The sequence below is a fragment of the Enterococcus sp. S53 genome (assembly GCF_016516865.1).
In the GTDB taxonomy this organism is placed as follows: Bacteria; Bacillota; Bacilli; order Lactobacillales; family Enterococcaceae; genus Enterococcus_D; species Enterococcus_D innesii.
Genome location: NZ_JACVUH010000005.1, coordinates 67,626 through 83,148, shown reverse-complemented (window position 1 = coordinate 83,148; position 15,523 = coordinate 67,626). Strand labels below are relative to the sequence as shown.

Genomic DNA, 15,523 nt, shown 5'->3' with positions numbered 1-15,523 from the left:
ATGTTGAATTTTATTCGAGCCGATTTGTATCGTTTATCAAGAAGTAAAAGTTTTTGGATCACAGAAGGAATTATTTTATTGTTGGTGATTTTATCCGTTGTTTCCAAGGGTAGTGTAGGGGTCACTCTTGGGGATAGTACGCAAACAGCAGGTAGCCTTACGGAAATGACTGGCTTTCTGGCGATCCAGACCAGTCTGTCTTCCATGTTGCTGTATTACTCCTTGCCATTGGTGATGCAGGTCTTAGGCAGTGAGTACACGAAAGGGACCATGAAGAATATCATTACCGTCGGTGTCTCTAAACCCGCTTATCTTTTTGGGAAATTCTTGGTATATGCGTTGGTACTGGTCTTACAGATCGTCGCGATTTGTGTGGTGAGCTTTGTAGCGGGAACGGTTATTGGGGGGATTGGTTATAATGACCTTTCACAGATAGAAAACTTGTTGTATTATTTCGTTAGTTTTGTACTGATTTTATTAGCGACGTCCTCTTTTGCAGTGCTAGTTCTGTATTTAACCAAAAATACAGCAGTCAGCGTATTGGCGACGATTTTTATTCCGATGGCCTTTGCGATTGCCCGAATCTCCTTACCCAACTGGAAGTTTTTAGAATACTTGGACTTTCAAGGTGGGTTAGAGATGGTGACCATGACTACTTTCCAAACATGGAAAACAGTCCAACCAATTTTTCTTGGGAGCCTAATCAGTTTGCTGCTTTGTCTTTTGGCTGCGCATCTGGTGTTTAAGAGACAAGAATTGTAAGAGCAGAAAAATGCCCAACCGTATCGACTAGTGAAGGTCGAGCGATTGGGTGTTTTTTGTGTATAGCTATGAGTTAGTAGGATTCAACGGACTGCTGCCAAAACAAAGTCAAACGAAACGTCTCTTCGGTTGTATCCAATTGGATTTTGCCGTCTAATGCATTAGTCAATGCCGCGATGATATACAGACCAAGTCCGGCTTGCTGTTTATGCCGCGAAAGGTCTTCCGTATAAAAGCGGTGGGTCAATTTTTCTGGGTGCTGGATCGGTGCCTTCAGCTGATTTTCCTGTTGGAAAACGATGCGCTCTCCTTGCTGATTCAAGCGGATCGTCCCCGTTTCAATGCCATGTTCCAGCAGGTTACCAAGGACATTTTGGAAAATTCGTTGCCAGCTTTTTTTATCTGAAATGATCATGATGTTGGGTTGGATCGCAACCGTCAGTGATAAATGGTTTTCCTCAAAAGAAGGATAAAGCTGGAGTAGTTCTTCTTCCAATAAACGAGAAAGATCGAATTCTTCCAAAGTCAAAGCCAGTTGATTGTCTTTGAGACGCTGATAGGTCAATAACTGTTCCAGATGATTTTCGACTTTTTCTAGGTTGCTGCTGACTTTATCCAGCAGCTGTAGTTGTTGCGGGGTGAGGGTCTTATCGGCTTGCAGCAGTTGTGTGTAGCCGCTGGCGACCGTTAAAGGTGTGCGCAAGTCGTGAGAGATATTTTGAATGGCTTGTTCCAACTGCTGGTTTTCTTGCAGCATTTGATAGTGTTGCTGCTTATTTTTTCTAAGTATCTGATTGTTTAGCAAGGCGATCGCTTTTAAAGCGGGGATGCGGGTCTGCAGATGGATCTCTTGATTTGTTTCGATTTCGCTGATTCTTGCTAATTGCTGGTGGTACTTTTTTAGATCATATAGTAAGAAAAACCAATAGCCCAACAATAACACAACGATCAAAGCGGCGAAAAACTGAAGTATATGCATGGGGTTCCTCCTTTTTAAGCTAGCTTGATGCCGATGCCCCAGACAGTATCGATATACGCTTCATCTGGATCGAGTGTTTTGATTTTGCTGCGTAAATGGCTGATATGGACATTGATCGTGTTTTCTTCACCGTAATAAGGTTCCTGCCAAACCGCTTCATAGAGCATTTCTTTCGTATACACTTTTTTGGGGTTGGTTAAGAGCAGGGAAAAAATCTCAAACTCCTTTTTCTTTAACTGAACCGTTGCTTCTTCTCGTTGCAGCTGAAACGAGTCAGGCAACAGTTGAATGTTTTTATACGAGTGGCTGCTGGCAACTGGAGGGGTTTGTTTATTTGTGCGCAATTGAACAATGATACGGGCCTTTAATTCTTCGACATTGAAGGGTTTGGTCAAGTAATCATTGGCACCCGCCAGCAAAAGGGTGGAAACATCGGCTGGTTCATCTAAGGCAGTCAAGATAATGACGGGGACCGTGGAGGTTTGGCGAATTTCTTGCAAGACTTGTGTCCCATCTTTACCGGGGAGCATTCGATCTAGCAAAATCAAGTCGAAAGCATCTTGCTGAAAAAGCAGCAGACCTTCCGTGCCTGAATAGGCTTGCTGGACGGTATAGTCAGCTGCTAAAATAGTAGCCAACATTTCGCTGATCTCATTGTTGTCTTCGATAATCAAAATTTTCATTTGGTTTTCCCAGTCTCCTTGCATTTATTGCATCTATTATAAGCAATTCCGCAAGAAAAAGCATTAGTTGCTTTTAAAAAAGAAAATGGCTGATTTTTCGCAAAAACGGTTCTTTTTCGGTTAGAATAAGAGAAAAGCCATAAAGGAAGTTAGAACGATGAAGGTATCTATTGAGCAAGCAATCGCAGCGGTCACCGCCGCATCATCGGTGACCTTTTTGACGGGTGCCGGTGTTTCGACCCCATCGGGCATTCCTGATTACCGTTCCTTAAAAGGGGTCTATCAAGGAGTGGCCCAGCCAGAGTATTTGTTAAGCCATGACTGTTTAGAAAACGAACCGGAAACATTTTATCAGTTCGTCAAGCACCTCTACCATCCTCAAGCACAGCCTAATATTATTCATCAAAAAATGGCTGAGCTGCAAGCGAAGAAAACCGTCTGGGTCGTTTCGCAAAACATCGATGGCTTGCATGAAAAAGCAGGCAGTCACCAAAGAATCGATTTTCACGGCTCCTTGTACAACTGTTATTGCCGAAAATGCGGCAATCCGGTACCTTGGCAAGCATATTTGCAGGATTGGCACCATGCAGGATGTGGCGGTCAGATTCGGCCAGCGATCGTGCTTTACGGGGAAGGATTTACGGATGAAACCATTGAAGGAGCCATTCAAGCCGTTGCTCAAGCCGACCTGACGATGGTCGTGGGGACTTCGCTGCAAGTCTATCCTTTTGCAGGGTTAGTCGATTACAGCCAGCAGGTGTTGGTCATCAATAAGGAACCATTGGCGATCCCGAATGAATATGGCATGTTGACCGCAGCAGCCGAAACGTTTTTCCAGAAAATTGAATGAAGGAGTTTATGATATGACACAACGTACCGAAAAAGAGAAAATGATTGCTGGCGAATTGTACTTTTCCCCAGATCCAGAATTGGTGGCAGATCGAAAGTATGCCCGTGAACAAATGAACCTAATCAACCAAGAAACTGATACAACAATCAAAGAGCAGTTACTAAAAGAAACTTTCGGCTCTGTGACTGGACGAATCTATATCGAACCGAATGTCCGCTTTGATTATGGCTACAATATTTCTGTGGGCAAAAACTTCTATGCTAACTACGACTGTGTGCTATTAGATGTTTGTCCCATTACCTTTGGCGACAACTGTATGCTGGCACCCAATGTTCGGTTGTTTACGGCGACGCATCCATTACATCCGGTCAAACGAAACAGCGGCTTAGAATTAGGGGCCCCGATCGTGATTGGCGATAACGCATGGATCGGTGGTGCGGCCACGATTTTGCCAGGGGTCCGCTTAGGCAACAATGTCGTGGTGGGGGCTGGCAGTGTCGTTACAAAATCATTCCCAGACAATGTTGTGCTGGCGGGAAATCCGGCACGGGTCATCAAGACGATCGACTTGGAAGAAGAAAACAATCAGCAAGATCCTTTGGCTGTTCAGCGGGCAGCGATCGATGACATTGATTGGCAACTCACGCATCTTTTGGAAAAACGTATGAGCACGGTCAATGAAATCGTGCAATTGAAGAAAAGCAGTCAACTGCCGGTATTAGATGAAAATCGTGAAGAGAAAGTGCTGGAAAACATTCGGCAGGCAATTTCTAATCAAGCCTACGAAGAAACGATTTTGGCTATGTTTCAATCAATTATGAACCACTCAAAAACCTATCAAGAGAATCAATTGGAGGAATGAGTATGGATGGAGCAACACGTCGAGAAAACATTTTAGCGGCATTGAAGCAAGCGGACAAAGCGATCAGTGCCAGCAAACTGGCAGAATCCCTCGGAGTCAGCCGTCAAATCATCGTTGGGGACATTGCCTTATTGCGAGCAGCTGGTGAAGCAATTGTGGCTACGGCTCGCGGCTATCGTCTGCAAGCGCTGTTGGATGAGGCAGGACATGTCAGTAAGCTAGCGGTACAGCATCGACCTGAACAAACGGAAGAAGAATTGCGCATCTTTGTCGCTTGTGGTGTGGAAGTGGTCGATGTCATCGTTGAGCATGAGATCTATGGAGAGATCACTGGCAATTTGCAGATTCAAACAAACCAAGACGTGACTGATTTCATCAACAAAACCAAACATGCAGAGGCCCGCTTGCTCTCAGATTTAACCAATGGGGTACACTTGCATACGTTGCGCTACACTGATCCTGCGGCTCTGGAAAAAGCCAAACAACAGTTAGCAGAAAAAGGCATGCTCTACCAAAATTGAGGCGTAAACCATTCTGGCAAGGACGCTATCGGCAGTCTTGGGGAACACTTAGATGAAAAAATTGTGATTTTTTGTTGACAAGGCGTTCATTTTCCAGTAAAGTACAACTCAACAAGAATAATGAATCTGTTGAGAAGGAAAGTAACCGCGGATACTTTAAAGAGAGACTCTGGTTGGTGGAAAGAGTCAAGTCAGAAGCGATGAAAAATGGCCTTGGAGGATTGATTGTCGATAAGTAGGCAATCACGGATGCGCACTACCGTTACAAAGTGCACCAATCTCTAGCACGACTAGACGTTGGGTTGAGGGAAGGGAAACCTTCTAAACAAAAGGTGGTAACACGAGTATTCGTCCTTTTACTAGCAAACGCTGGTAAAAGGATTTTTTTTATACCTAAAAATCAAATAGCACCACACACGAAGAATTGGTAAGTACAAAAGCACGTTTTTTCAACAGAGAGCTTCGGTAGCTGAAAAGAAGCATCAAACGACTTTTAGAAAATGGCCAAGGAGTGATTCGTTCCGAGCAGTAGTTTGCAAGGCGACGACGGTAGCGACCGTTATCTGGCTAGAGTATGATCGTACTCGAAAAGGAGCTGTATGCGAGTGCAGCTTAAACTGAGGTGGTAACACGCAAAAAGGCGTCCTCAAACAAGTCACAAGTGACTTGTTTGAGGATGCCTTTTTTATTGAAAAAGACAAGAACTAGGGGGAAGACGATGATTTCATTAAAAGACATATCAGTAACATTCAATCAACCAAAGAAACCCGCGATCCAAGCGGTCAAAAACGTATCGATCGAGATCGACAAAGGGGACGTGTACGGCATCGTGGGTTACTCAGGCGCCGGGAAAAGTACACTCGTCCGTGTAATCAACTTATTGCAGCGACCAAGCAGCGGCAGCGTCGTCGTCAATGGCACGGAGCTGACCACGCTTTCGGCGAAAGCTCTGCGAGAAAAACGGAAAACGATCGGAATGATCTTTCAGCACTTCAACTTGATGGACAGTCGCAATGTTTTTGATAACGTGGATTTTTCCTTGAAATATGGGGGACGGTCCAAACAGGAACGTCATCAAAAAGTTACCGAGCTGCTGGCGCTTGTTGGATTGGAAGAAAAAGCCCAAGCGTTTCCTAGCCAACTATCTGGAGGACAAAAACAGCGGGTCGCCATCGCCAGAGCTTTGGCAAATGATCCAGAGATCTTGTTGTGTGATGAGGCAACTAGCGCCCTTGATCCGAAAACGACCTTACAGATATTGGCTTTGTTGAAAAAATTAAATCGAACCCTCGGCTTGACCATCGTGATTATTACCCATGAGATGCAAGTTGTCAAAGAAATCTGCAACAAAGTGGCAGTGATGGAAGACGGCGAAGTCATCGAGCAAGGCTCAAGCGTTCAGATTTTCAGCCAACCAGAAAAACCTTTGACCAAAGATTTCATCCGAACGGCGACACACATCGACCAAGCCTTAGAAACGATCCTTGGCAGTTCGAAATTTTCTTCCTTGGCACCGAACGAATGGCTGGTGGAGCTGTCCTATGTGGGGGATCAAACCAATGAACCACTGATCGCCCAATTGTACAGCCGCTACAAAGTGACCACCAATATTCTTTACGGCAACGTGGAGATCTTGCAAGAAGTGCCGATCGGCAGCTTAGTCGTTAGCTTATCCGGCGAATACCAACAGCGTAAACATGCCTTAGAATATTTGAAGTCTCAAGGGGTTTACACCAATATTTTAAAAGAAAATCATGCAGAACCATTAAACAATGTAATTAAAGGAGGATTTTAGATGGCTGCCTTATTAGAAAGATATTTTCCCAATGTTGTTGCGATCCAAGATGAATTTGTGACAGCAACGATCCAAACCTTGTATATGGTTTTTTGGACCTCTTTGATCGCGGGCATCTTAGGCATCTTGTTAGGGATCGTTTTGGTAGTGACTCGACCGAATGGGATTTTAGAAAATCGACCGCTCTTTGAATTTCTCGATAAAGTCATCAATGTGGTGCGCTCGATCCCTTTCATTATCTTATTGACGTTACTAGGAACCTTTACCAGATTCCTTGTCGGAACGACCATCGGCGAAACAGCAGCATTGGTTCCTCTGATTGCTGGGATCATTCCTTTCTTTGCTCGGCAGATCGAGATTGCCTTGCTAGAAGTTGACCCCGGTGTCGTGGAGGCAGCTGAAGCGATGGGCACCAGTCCTTTCGGTATCATTTTTCGGGTCTATTTGCCAGAAGGCGTGGCGGGAATTATTCGGGTCTCTGCATTGACCGTGATCAATGTGATCGGATTGACCGCCATGGCAGGAGCAGTCGGCGCTGGCGGTTTAGGAAACTTAGCCATCACCCGCGGGTACAACCGATTCCAGACCGATGTTACGATCATGGCGACCTTGATCATCTTAGTATTCGTTTTTATCAGTCAATTTGTCAGCAACCTACTCATTAAACGAGTATCACACTGACCACCACTTACGTACAAATAAAAAAACAAGCAAGTCTATGGAGGAAGAAAAAATGAAAAAATTCGTACAATCAATCGTCTTAGGGGCAGCATTATTATTTATTACAGGATGCGGAAACAATGGCAGTGCCGCAGCCAATGATCAAGAAGAAGTCACGGTGAAATTAGGGGTGATTGGTGCAGACACCGATGTCTGGGATGATGTCAAAGATCGTTTGAAAGACGAAGGCATCAATTTAGAATATGTCCAATTTTCTGATTACAACCAACCCAACGCAGCCTTGGCTGATGGTTCCATCGACCTCAATTCATTCCAACACCAATTTTTCTTGGACAACTATAATGAAGAATTTGGTACTGATCTCGTATCGATCGGCAATACAGTCAATGCACCATTAGGTATTTATTCCGACAAAGTGACGGATGTCAACGACTTGGCTGAAGGAGCTAAAGTTGCGATCCCTAATGATGTGACCAATGGTGGTCGGGCATTGCTTTTGTTACAATCAGCTGGATTGATCAAAGTGGATGAAGCAGCCGGACAAACACCAACGGTCGCGGATATTACAGAAAACCGTTTGAACTTAGAAATTTCAGAACTTGATGCAGCGCAAACCGCTCGGGCACTTTCCGATGTCGATGTTTCGGTCATCAATAGCGGCATGGCGGTAGATGCAGGATTTGTACCAACCGAAGATGCGATCTTTTTAGAGCCTGTTGATGAAACGGCCCGTCCTTATGTCAACATCATTGCCGCCCGTAAAGAAGATGAAGACAATGAAGTATACCAAAAAGTGGTCGCTGCTTACCAAACAGAGGATACGAAAAAAGTCATCGAGGAAACGTCAAAAGGATCAAGTGTTCCTGCTTGGGAAACCTTTGGAGCAAAATAAGCACCATGTAATTTGATAAAAAACTGAAAAAGCATGTATAAAAAGGAGAGATTTGATTATGACAACAGCAACTATTACAAAAGCAACGATTAAACCATTTATCCAAGAGCGTTTAGCCGCTTATCAAGCCTTGGCATTAGATATCCATAATCACCCAGAAGTCAGCAACTATGAGTTTTACTCAGCCGATGCCCTGATCGCCCAATTAGAAAAAGAAGGCTTTGCTGTCAAAAAGGATGTGGCAGGCCATCGCACCGGCTTTGATGCCCGCTATGTCAGTGGGAAACCTGGTCCGACGATTGCCTTTTTAGCCGAGTATGATGCGTTACCTGGCATCGGTCATGCCTGCGGACACAATCTCTTCGGGACTTATTCCGTCTTAGCTGCCAGTGCTCTACAACCTTTCATCGATGAGCTCGGCGGGGAGATTCGAGTCTATGGGACGCCAGGAGAAGAAGGTGGAGAAAATGGTTCCGCTAAAGGTAGTTTTGTCCGTGAAGGGTTCTTCAATGATGTCGATGCCGCTCTTTGTGTCCATCCAGCCCATCGCTATGGCAAAACGACAGCGTCATTAGCCAATGATCCAGTGGATATCAAGTTCTATGGTCGAGCTTCCCATGCGGCAGCAGCACCAGAAAAAGGCATCAACGCGTTAGAAGCATTGTTGCAAGTCTTTAACGGGATCAATGGGTTGCGCCTGCATTTACCAAAAGACGTCAATATTCATGGTGTGATCACCGATGGCGGCGTGGCAGCCAATGTCGTGCCAGAATATGCAGCCGGTCGTTTTTATTTACGAGCAGCCAATCGAGCAACCTTGAATGATGTCTACGAGAAAGTCGAAAACATCGTCAAAGGAGCCGCTTTAGCCACGGGAGCGACCTATGAATTCGGCTTGTTCCAAAACTCCGTCGATGATGTGATCGTGACACCAAGTTTTGATGAGATTTTCTTCGCCCATGCCCAAGAAGCGGGCGTACCTGCCGATGAGATCGATACGGAAGCAAAAGCAAGTCTTGGTTCTTCTGATGTCGGCAATGTCAGTCAAGTGATCCCGACGATCCAACCCACCGTTTCGATTTCAGATGACTACATTGCGGGGCATTCGGAAGAATTCAAAGCCGCTGCTAAGAGTGAAAAAGGCTTGCAGTCGATCGCTATCGCGGCTGAACTTTTAGCCCTGACAGCGTTAGATCTTTTTGAACAACCGGCGTTATTAGAAAAAATCAAAGCCGATCATCAAGAAAGTTTAGCGAAAGGCAATTAATGCCAAAATCGTGAAAGAAGATATCCAGAGGATACTCAATAATATAGAAGAAAAAAAGTCTCTGCCGCAAAATGTCGGTAGAGACTTTTTTGTTAGTCGATGACTAAAATGCCTTCTTTTAATGAAAAAGGATTTTGTTGATTGATATGATCGTAGAACATGACCCCGTTCAAATGATCGATCTCATGCTGAACGACGATCGCAGGATAGTTTTTCAAACGAACTTTTTTCTTTTTGCCGTTGATGTCGTAATAGCTGATCGTAATCCGGGCATGGCGCACCACGTAGCCAGGGACTTCACGGTCCACGGACAGACAGCCTTCGCCTTCACCCAAACAAGCTTCTTGCACGGAATGACTTAAAATTTTGGGATTGTATAGAACATCTTTAAAATCAGGTTCTGTTTTTTCTGGGTCGCTGCTAGGGACGAGGACCGCTGTGATTCGTTTTGAAATATCTAATTGAGGAGCTGCTAGACCAACGCCGCCTCTTAATTCAAGTTCTTCTGCCTTGACTGGGTCTTGGCTGTTTTCTAAAAAGGTCATCATTTCTTTTCCCAGTGCGATATCTTCTTCGCTTAAAGGAAAAGGTACTTCTTTTGCTACTTCACGCAAGGTTGGATTGCCTTCGCGAATAATATCATCCATTGTAATCATTGATGATGTGATTCCTCCTACTATGTAAAAATGACGAAAGCAAGTTTCGTTCCTAATAAAGTGTACCATAACTGTAGAAAGAAGGGCATAAGAAAGTTTAAAGGGTAAAGCTTTCTTATTAAATGAAACGATATTTCTATATTTGTGATTTAATTATGAAATATAGTTGCGAACGAGAAAAGAATCAGTTATAATGCTTTTATAGAAAACGGTATCACGAAAGTGACTCACCAAGGAGGCAAAGAGATGTTCGGCTTTTCTGTATTTATGAACGAAGACTTGACGGCAGCAGAACTTGAGCAGATGACTGCGATGGCATCAGGCTTTAAAGGGATTTTCACCTCCATGCACATACCAGAAGACGATCGCAGTACCTATCGGCAGCGTCTGACGGACTTGGGAGGTTTCGCAAAAGACCATCAGCTGTCTTTAATGGTAGATATTTCTGGAAACGCCTTAGCAGAAGCGGGCTTTTCCATCGACAAGCTGGCGGATCTAAGGGAGATCGGTGTCACTGGTTTACGAATGGACTATGCGATCGACAATCAGCAAATCGCTGCTTTTTCAAAAGAAATGACCATCAGTTTGAATGCCAGTACATTAACGGAAAAAGACATTCGAGAGCTGCAAGCTTATGGAGCCGATTTTACTCGATTGGAAGCTTGGCACAATTATTACCCTCGACCAGAAACGGGACTGGATGCTGACTGGTTTCAGGAGAAGAACCGCTGGTTGAAAGCACAAGGCTTTTTTGTCCAAGCCTTTGTTCCAGGAGATGCCAAGAAACGCGGACCGTTATTTCAAGGATTACCCACACTGGAAAGACACCGCAACTGGTCGCCGTTTGCCGCAGCGATCGACTTGTTGGCTACCGGTTCAGTTGATGCTGTTTACATTGGTGATGGGATGGTTTCTGCAAAAAGTGCGCAGCAGTTTGCGACGTATCTGCAAGAAGCGCGGATCGTTTTGCGGGTCAAAGATCTTGGTTCGACTTACTTTGAACACGTACTAGGGAAACACCAAAATCGTTACGATGAAGCTCGAGATGTCTTGCGTAGCGCCGATGCCCGTTTCAATGCCATTCCAGAAGTCAAACCTGAACTTAGTCAAGAGCGGCCAATGGGTGCTGTGACGATCGATAACCAAGAGTACTTGCGCTATATGGGAGAGATTCAAGTGTGCAAACGACCATTGCCTGCAGACCCCAAAGTCAACCTCGCCGCTCAGGTGATACCAGCCGATCTGCCTTTGATCCAACAAATCAAAGCAGGGATGCGATTTAAATTAGAAAGAGATGATTCCAATGAATAAAATCAATTTAGACAAATTAACGACTGAACGACGCAATAGCGAAACGAGCAATTTAGATGAAATGACGATTTTAGAAGCGTGCCAAAAAATGAACCAAGAAGATCAAAAAGTTGCCTATGCAGTGGAAAAAGAAATTCCTAGTATTGAAAAAGTCATTGAACAAACTATCGCTGCTTTTAAAAAAGGCGGACGCTTGATTTATCTTGGCGCTGGTACGAGTGGTCGATTAGGCGTCTTGGATGCGGCCGAATGTGTCCCAACCTTTGGGGTATCACCTGAGATGGTGGTTGGTCTGATCGCCGGTGGCGAAGAAGCGATGACGGTCGCTGTCGAAGGAGCAGAAGACTCCTTAACGCTAGGGAAACAAGACCTTGTCGATCTGAAGTTGAATCCAAATGACATGGTGATCGGGATCGCTGCCAGTGGTAGAACTCCTTACGTGATTGGGGCTCTTGATTACGCCAATGAGCTTGGTGCCACAACGGCTACGATCGCTTGTAACAAAGATGCGGAGATCTCTCAACATGCCAGCTTTCCAATCGAAGTCGATTGTGGCCCAGAGTTTTTGACGGGTTCGACTCGTTTGAAATCTGGGACGGCCCAAAAATTGATTTTGAATATGATCTCGACGTTATCAATGGTAGGGATCGGCAAAGTCTACAATAATTTGATGGTCGACGTGAAAGCGACCAACGAAAAATTGGTAGAACGCTCAAAACGGATCATTATGCAGGCAACTGAAGCTGATTATGAAACAGCCGCCGCGGCATTTGAAGAAGCAGATCAGAATGTCAAATTGGCGATCGTGATGCTGTTGACTGATAGCACGAAAGGCGAAGCGCAAGCAAAACTTGCCACAACACAAGGGTTTGTCAAAACGGCGCTAGGAGGAGAAAAGTAATGGCAAAAGAAACACTGACGGTAGAAGAGTTAGCGGAGAAGATTTTTCAAGAAGCCGGCGGAATGGACAACGTAGAAACAGTCAATCACTGTATGACTCGCGTACGAATGACCGTCCGCGATCACGACAAGGTCGATCAACAAGGGTTAAAAGAGCTTCCCGGTGTGATGGGGGTCGTCAATGACGAGCAGCTGCAAGTCATTATCGGACCAGGGAAAGTCAACAAAGTAGCTAACGCAATGGTGGCAAAAGCCGGTGTTGATTTAGGGCAAGAGATCCCGCAGCAAAAATCAGGCAAAGAGGCGTTATCAGAAAAAACGGCAGAGATGAAAGCAGCCCAAAAAGCCAAACAAAAATCATCGCCATTGAAGTCGCTGCTGAAAGACATTTCAAATATTTTTGTTCCAATGATTCCAGCCTTCGTTGGTGCAGGACTCGTTGCAGGGATCGCCTCCGTTCTGACCAACATGATCACGGCTGGCCGATTAGATGGAGACACTTGGAATTATTATGTCATGATTTTAAACGTCCTAAGAAATGGGATGTTCACCTATTTAGCGATCTTTACTGGGGTCAATGCTGCGCAGGTCTTTAAAGCCAATCCAACCCTTGGTGGAGTGATCGGTTCGATCATCTTGCTGACAGGTATGAACCCAGAAGCCCCGATCCAAAACTTGTTCACTGGCGAAGCGTTAGCTGCCAACCAAGGGGGGATCATCGGTGTGATCTTCGCTGTATGGCTTTTGGCGAAATTAGAGGCAGTGCTGCATCGAGTGATTCCTGAAGCGATCGATATTATCGTGACCCCGACGTTGTGTTTGTTGATCATCGGTTTGACGGAGATTTTTTTGATCATGCCATTGGCCGGCCTGATCTCTGACAGCTTAGTCGGTTCGATCACTTGGGTCTTGAATGTGGGCGGGGCTTTTTCTGGGTTTGTCTTAGGGGCGGCCTTCCTACCAATGGTCATGTTTGGTTTGCATCAAATTTTGACCCCGATCCACATCCAAATGATCGAGGCAACAGGCAGCACGCAATTATTACCGATTTTAGCCATGGCTGGTGCCGGTCAAGTCGGAGCAGCTTTAGCCTTATGGGTACGACTACGTAAAGACAAAGAGCTTTCTGAAATGATCAAAGGTGCATTGCCAGTTGGGATTTTAGGCATTGGCGAACCATTGATCTACGGAGTGACATTGCCATTAGGTCGACCATTTATCACTGCTTGTATTGGTGGTGGGATCGGTGGTGCGGTCATTGGCGCTTTGACAAATATCGGCGCAACGGCGATTGGACCATCAGGGTTAGCTTTGATTCCATTGATTGCCAACGGCCGTTGGATGGGCTATATTTTCGGCTTGTTAGCAGGCTATGCTGGCGGCTTCGTTGCCACCTACTTCTTTGGGATTCCGAAAGATCGCTTAGAAGCAGTCAAAGAAAGCGAGGCAGAGGAGGCAAAATCAGCTGCAACCGTCACTTCCGTGCAATCGCAACCAAAAGAAACGAGTGAAACGGCGGCAAAGGAAACGGCAGCAAATTCATCAGCAACAACGATCGATACCCCCTTATACGCAGTAGCAACAGGTACGACAAAATCGATCAGTGCATCAAGTGATCCGGTATTTTCGCAAAAAATGATGGGCGACGGGTATTTTGTCTTGCCAGACAATGGGGCGATCTTTGCACCAGTAGCAGGGACCATCACGACGATTTTTCCAACGAAACATGCATTGGGGATCAAGACTGCCAGCGGGCTAGAGATTCTGCTGCACATGGGGGTCGACACCGTCGAATTGCAAGGAGCACCTTTTGAGATCCTGGTGGAGGAAGGCCAAGCCGTGACACCAGCCACCCAAGTTGCCCAAGTCGATTTGGCGCAGTTGACAGCCAAAGGCAAAGCTACTGAGATGCTCGTGATTATCACCAATATGGACCAAGCAGCCAACGTTGAACTGTTACCGATCGCGGAAACAAAAGCAGGTCAAGCAGTCATGCATGTGGCAACGATAAAATAATGGTAAAACCTCTATCTGATAAAGATAGAGGTTTTTTTTAAGAAGTTACTAAATTGATTGCGGAAACGAGGTCTTTATGTTACAGTTTCGTTACAAAGGGAGAAATCCCATTCGAGGAGGCAATGACGATGAAAAAAATAATTTGGTTCGGACTAATGACGCTGGCATTTTCACCATTGATGGTTCATGCAGATGAAACGGCTACGAGTGGAAGTGACAATCCGGTTGCCGTTAGCGAGACGCTTTCATCAGAAGGGCAAACAGATAGTGAGCAGATCCAAAATTCTGCCCAAGAAAGTACAGCGGAAGACCAAGAAACGGATCAATCCGCTACTTCAGAAACTACAGCTGACGAGAATCAAGAGCCAGTCGATTCCGAAGCCGTTATTGCCTCGATCCAAGCAGAGACAGGGACGCAAAACGTCAATGAGATCAACACGTTAGCTGATGAACCTAGTTCGCTACGTAGTGCCTTAACTCAAGGGATCACTGAAGGCAGTGTGACCGCATTTACCCAAGAACAGTTGGACCAGTTGACAGATGAAGAATTGATCAATGGCAATCGCCTAGCACTACGTTATTCTAGTGATGCGATGGGCTTTGATATTGCTTACTTGGCAAAAATCATCGGTGCCTTGTTTGTCGATCAGACGTTATCCTGGGAAGCCATTGAGCCACAACTGGCTTTTGATGCGAATAGCTACGCCAGTTTTGCTGACCTGATTCCTGTCGTGGATCAGTTGCAGGAATATTTACGGGTCGTCTATCCAGCAGACGGAGTCTTTTTACATTTGAATCAAGCCGTTTCCAACGAATGGATGATTTCGATTTTAACCAATTTGAATCAGATGGAACAAGAGATGCAAGTCGATCCAGGTGCCTTTGTTCCAGGACGGATCTCTTATATCATTCAAGCGGCAAATGATTCCATGTATCTGCCTACAGGCACGCAAACGAGTACGACTGAAGAAGCGACCGCAACATCGACGACCGCTCAAGAAACAGCGACAACGACTTCTTCGAAAGAGGCCAACGCTACTGCCGATGGCGAAAAAACATTACCTAAAACCAATGAAGCGCCAAGCTATACCTTATTGATCGCAGGGATCATCCTGCTGCTGATCGTTTTCTTGATTTTATGGCGCCGAAAGAAAAAATGAACGTTATTTATAATAGGCAGAATGAAAAAATAGCAACCTTCGTTTTCCATCAGGGAAACGAAGGTTTTTTGTTTTCAGAAATTTCATTTATGATTTCTTTTCAAATAACGCCTTTTATAAAAAGACCAGAATCGATTCCTTCATAAAAAAGTCAAATTTAAATTCTTGCATTCTCTGGTGAAGGGTGT

The 15,523-nt window shown here is 45.1% G+C and carries 15 protein-coding genes and 1 other annotated feature; of the genes, 12 read left to right on the top strand and 3 right to left on the bottom strand.

Annotated elements, in window-relative coordinates; translation table 11 throughout:
* Window positions 1-762, top strand: a complete 762-nt coding sequence (locus tag IAE45_RS08545) for an ABC transporter permease (RefSeq protein ID WP_200125861.1) — start codon at window positions 1-3, stop codon at window positions 760-762.
* A 73-nt stretch (window positions 763-835) separates the two neighbouring features.
* Here IAE45_RS08545 and IAE45_RS08540 read toward each other — a convergent pair whose 3' ends face one another.
* Together IAE45_RS08540 and IAE45_RS08535 are read right to left on the bottom strand one after the other, a co-directional pair.
* Entirely contained in the window at window positions 836-1,741 is a 906-nt protein-coding gene (locus IAE45_RS08540; RefSeq protein WP_200125862.1) for a sensor histidine kinase, read from the bottom strand.
* A gap of 14 nt (window positions 1,742-1,755) precedes the next feature.
* The gene (locus IAE45_RS08535; RefSeq protein ID WP_200125864.1) at window positions 1,756-2,424 is read right to left on the bottom strand and encodes a response regulator transcription factor; all 669 of its coding nucleotides are present in this window, start codon (window positions 2,422-2,424) and stop codon (window positions 1,756-1,758) included.
* 157 nt (window positions 2,425-2,581) lie between these two features.
* Between IAE45_RS08535 and IAE45_RS08530 the strand changes: the two genes are divergently transcribed.
* The 7 genes from IAE45_RS08530 to IAE45_RS08500 all read left to right on the top strand — a co-directional run bounded on the left by IAE45_RS08530 (window position 2,582) and on the right by IAE45_RS08500 (window position 9,292).
* On the top strand, window positions 2,582-3,274 hold the full coding sequence (locus tag IAE45_RS08530; RefSeq protein WP_140965120.1) for an NAD-dependent protein deacylase: 693 nt from the start codon (window positions 2,582-2,584) through the stop codon (window positions 3,272-3,274).
* 13 nt (window positions 3,275-3,287) lie between these two features.
* Window positions 3,288-4,136, top strand: a complete 849-nt coding sequence (locus IAE45_RS08525; RefSeq protein WP_081118266.1) for a chorismate mutase — start codon at window positions 3,288-3,290, stop codon at window positions 4,134-4,136.
* Window positions 4,133-4,657: a transcription repressor NadR gene (locus IAE45_RS08520; protein ID WP_200125866.1), complete on the top strand. Its 525-nt coding sequence runs from the start codon at window positions 4,133-4,135 to the stop codon at window positions 4,655-4,657. The genes IAE45_RS08525 and IAE45_RS08520 overlap by 4 nt, the downstream gene beginning before the upstream one ends.
* A gap of 120 nt (window positions 4,658-4,777) precedes the next feature.
* Window positions 4,778-5,016, top strand: a binding site (T-box leader).
* A 359-nt stretch (window positions 5,017-5,375) separates the two neighbouring features.
* Entirely contained in the window at window positions 5,376-6,452 is a 1,077-nt protein-coding gene (locus tag IAE45_RS08515; protein WP_086293864.1) for a methionine ABC transporter ATP-binding protein, read from the top strand.
* Window positions 6,453-7,133, top strand: a complete 681-nt coding sequence (locus IAE45_RS08510) for a methionine ABC transporter permease (protein WP_010748680.1) — start codon at window positions 6,453-6,455, stop codon at window positions 7,131-7,133. It abuts the gene before it with no gap.
* A gap of 52 nt (window positions 7,134-7,185) precedes the next feature.
* Window positions 7,186-8,025 (top strand): MetQ/NlpA family ABC transporter substrate-binding protein, encoded by an 840-nt coding sequence (locus tag IAE45_RS08505; RefSeq protein WP_081118269.1) that lies wholly within the window; start codon window positions 7,186-7,188, stop codon window positions 8,023-8,025.
* Between the two features lie 58 nt (window positions 8,026-8,083).
* Window positions 8,084-9,292 carry a M20 family metallopeptidase gene (locus tag IAE45_RS08500; protein WP_081118270.1) on the top strand — a complete coding sequence of 403 codons (1,209 nt, stop codon included), beginning with the start codon at window positions 8,084-8,086 and terminating at the stop codon, window positions 9,290-9,292.
* A 92-nt stretch (window positions 9,293-9,384) separates the two neighbouring features.
* On the opposite strand, the gene def is transcribed toward IAE45_RS08500, so the two are convergent.
* A complete protein-coding gene (gene def, locus IAE45_RS08495) occupies window positions 9,385-9,948 on the bottom strand; it encodes a peptide deformylase (RefSeq protein WP_005227211.1) in 564 nt (187 codons plus the stop codon).
* A gap of 246 nt (window positions 9,949-10,194) precedes the next feature.
* On the opposite strand from def, the gene IAE45_RS08490 reads away from it, so the two are divergent.
* The 4 genes from IAE45_RS08490 (at window position 10,195) to IAE45_RS08475 (ending at window position 15,335) form a co-directional block, all read left to right on the top strand.
* Window positions 10,195-11,259 (top strand): DUF871 domain-containing protein, encoded by a 1,065-nt coding sequence (locus IAE45_RS08490; protein WP_200125868.1) that lies wholly within the window; start codon window positions 10,195-10,197, stop codon window positions 11,257-11,259.
* Window positions 11,252-12,160 carry an N-acetylmuramic acid 6-phosphate etherase gene (gene murQ / locus IAE45_RS08485; RefSeq protein WP_200125870.1) on the top strand — a complete coding sequence of 303 codons (909 nt, stop codon included), beginning with the start codon at window positions 11,252-11,254 and terminating at the stop codon, window positions 12,158-12,160. Before IAE45_RS08490 ends, murQ begins: the two co-directional genes overlap by 8 nt.
* Window positions 12,160-14,175 carry a glucose PTS transporter subunit IIA gene (locus IAE45_RS08480; protein WP_200125872.1) on the top strand — a complete coding sequence of 672 codons (2,016 nt, stop codon included), beginning with the start codon at window positions 12,160-12,162 and terminating at the stop codon, window positions 14,173-14,175. The genes murQ and IAE45_RS08480 overlap by 1 nt, the downstream gene beginning before the upstream one ends.
* 128 nt (window positions 14,176-14,303) lie before the next feature.
* Window positions 14,304-15,335: an LPXTG cell wall anchor domain-containing protein gene (locus IAE45_RS08475; protein WP_077453959.1), complete on the top strand. Its 1,032-nt coding sequence runs from the start codon at window positions 14,304-14,306 to the stop codon at window positions 15,333-15,335.
* Window positions 15,336-15,523: the final 188 nt, after the last annotated feature.

Excerpts from the sequence above, each read along its gene's own strand:
- IAE45_RS08545 (WP_200125861.1), top strand. The coding sequence starts at position 1 with ATGTTGAATTTTATTCGAGCCGATTTGTATCGTTTATCAAGAAGTAAA.
- IAE45_RS08540 (WP_200125862.1), bottom strand. The coding sequence starts at position 1,741 with ATGCATATACTTCAGTTTTTCGCCGCTTTGATCGTTGTGTTATTGTTG.
- IAE45_RS08535 (WP_200125864.1), bottom strand. The coding sequence starts at position 2,424 with ATGAAAATTTTGATTATCGAAGACAACAATGAGATCAGCGAAATGTTG.
- IAE45_RS08530 (WP_140965120.1), top strand. The coding sequence starts at position 2,582 with ATGAAGGTATCTATTGAGCAAGCAATCGCAGCGGTCACCGCCGCATCA.
- IAE45_RS08525 (WP_081118266.1), top strand. The coding sequence starts at position 3,288 with ATGACACAACGTACCGAAAAAGAGAAAATGATTGCTGGCGAATTGTAC.
- IAE45_RS08520 (WP_200125866.1), top strand. The coding sequence starts at position 4,133 with ATGAGTATGGATGGAGCAACACGTCGAGAAAACATTTTAGCGGCATTG.
- IAE45_RS08515 (WP_086293864.1), top strand. The coding sequence starts at position 5,376 with ATGATTTCATTAAAAGACATATCAGTAACATTCAATCAACCAAAGAAA.
- IAE45_RS08510 (WP_010748680.1), top strand. The coding sequence starts at position 6,453 with ATGGCTGCCTTATTAGAAAGATATTTTCCCAATGTTGTTGCGATCCAA.
- IAE45_RS08505 (WP_081118269.1), top strand. The coding sequence starts at position 7,186 with ATGAAAAAATTCGTACAATCAATCGTCTTAGGGGCAGCATTATTATTT.
- IAE45_RS08500 (WP_081118270.1), top strand. The coding sequence starts at position 8,084 with ATGACAACAGCAACTATTACAAAAGCAACGATTAAACCATTTATCCAA.
- def (WP_005227211.1), bottom strand. The coding sequence starts at position 9,948 with ATGATTACAATGGATGATATTATTCGCGAAGGCAATCCAACCTTGCGT.
- IAE45_RS08490 (WP_200125868.1), top strand. The coding sequence starts at position 10,195 with ATGTTCGGCTTTTCTGTATTTATGAACGAAGACTTGACGGCAGCAGAA.
- murQ (WP_200125870.1), top strand. The coding sequence starts at position 11,252 with ATGAATAAAATCAATTTAGACAAATTAACGACTGAACGACGCAATAGC.
- IAE45_RS08480 (WP_200125872.1), top strand. The coding sequence starts at position 12,160 with ATGGCAAAAGAAACACTGACGGTAGAAGAGTTAGCGGAGAAGATTTTT.
- IAE45_RS08475 (WP_077453959.1), top strand. The coding sequence starts at position 14,304 with ATGAAAAAAATAATTTGGTTCGGACTAATGACGCTGGCATTTTCACCA.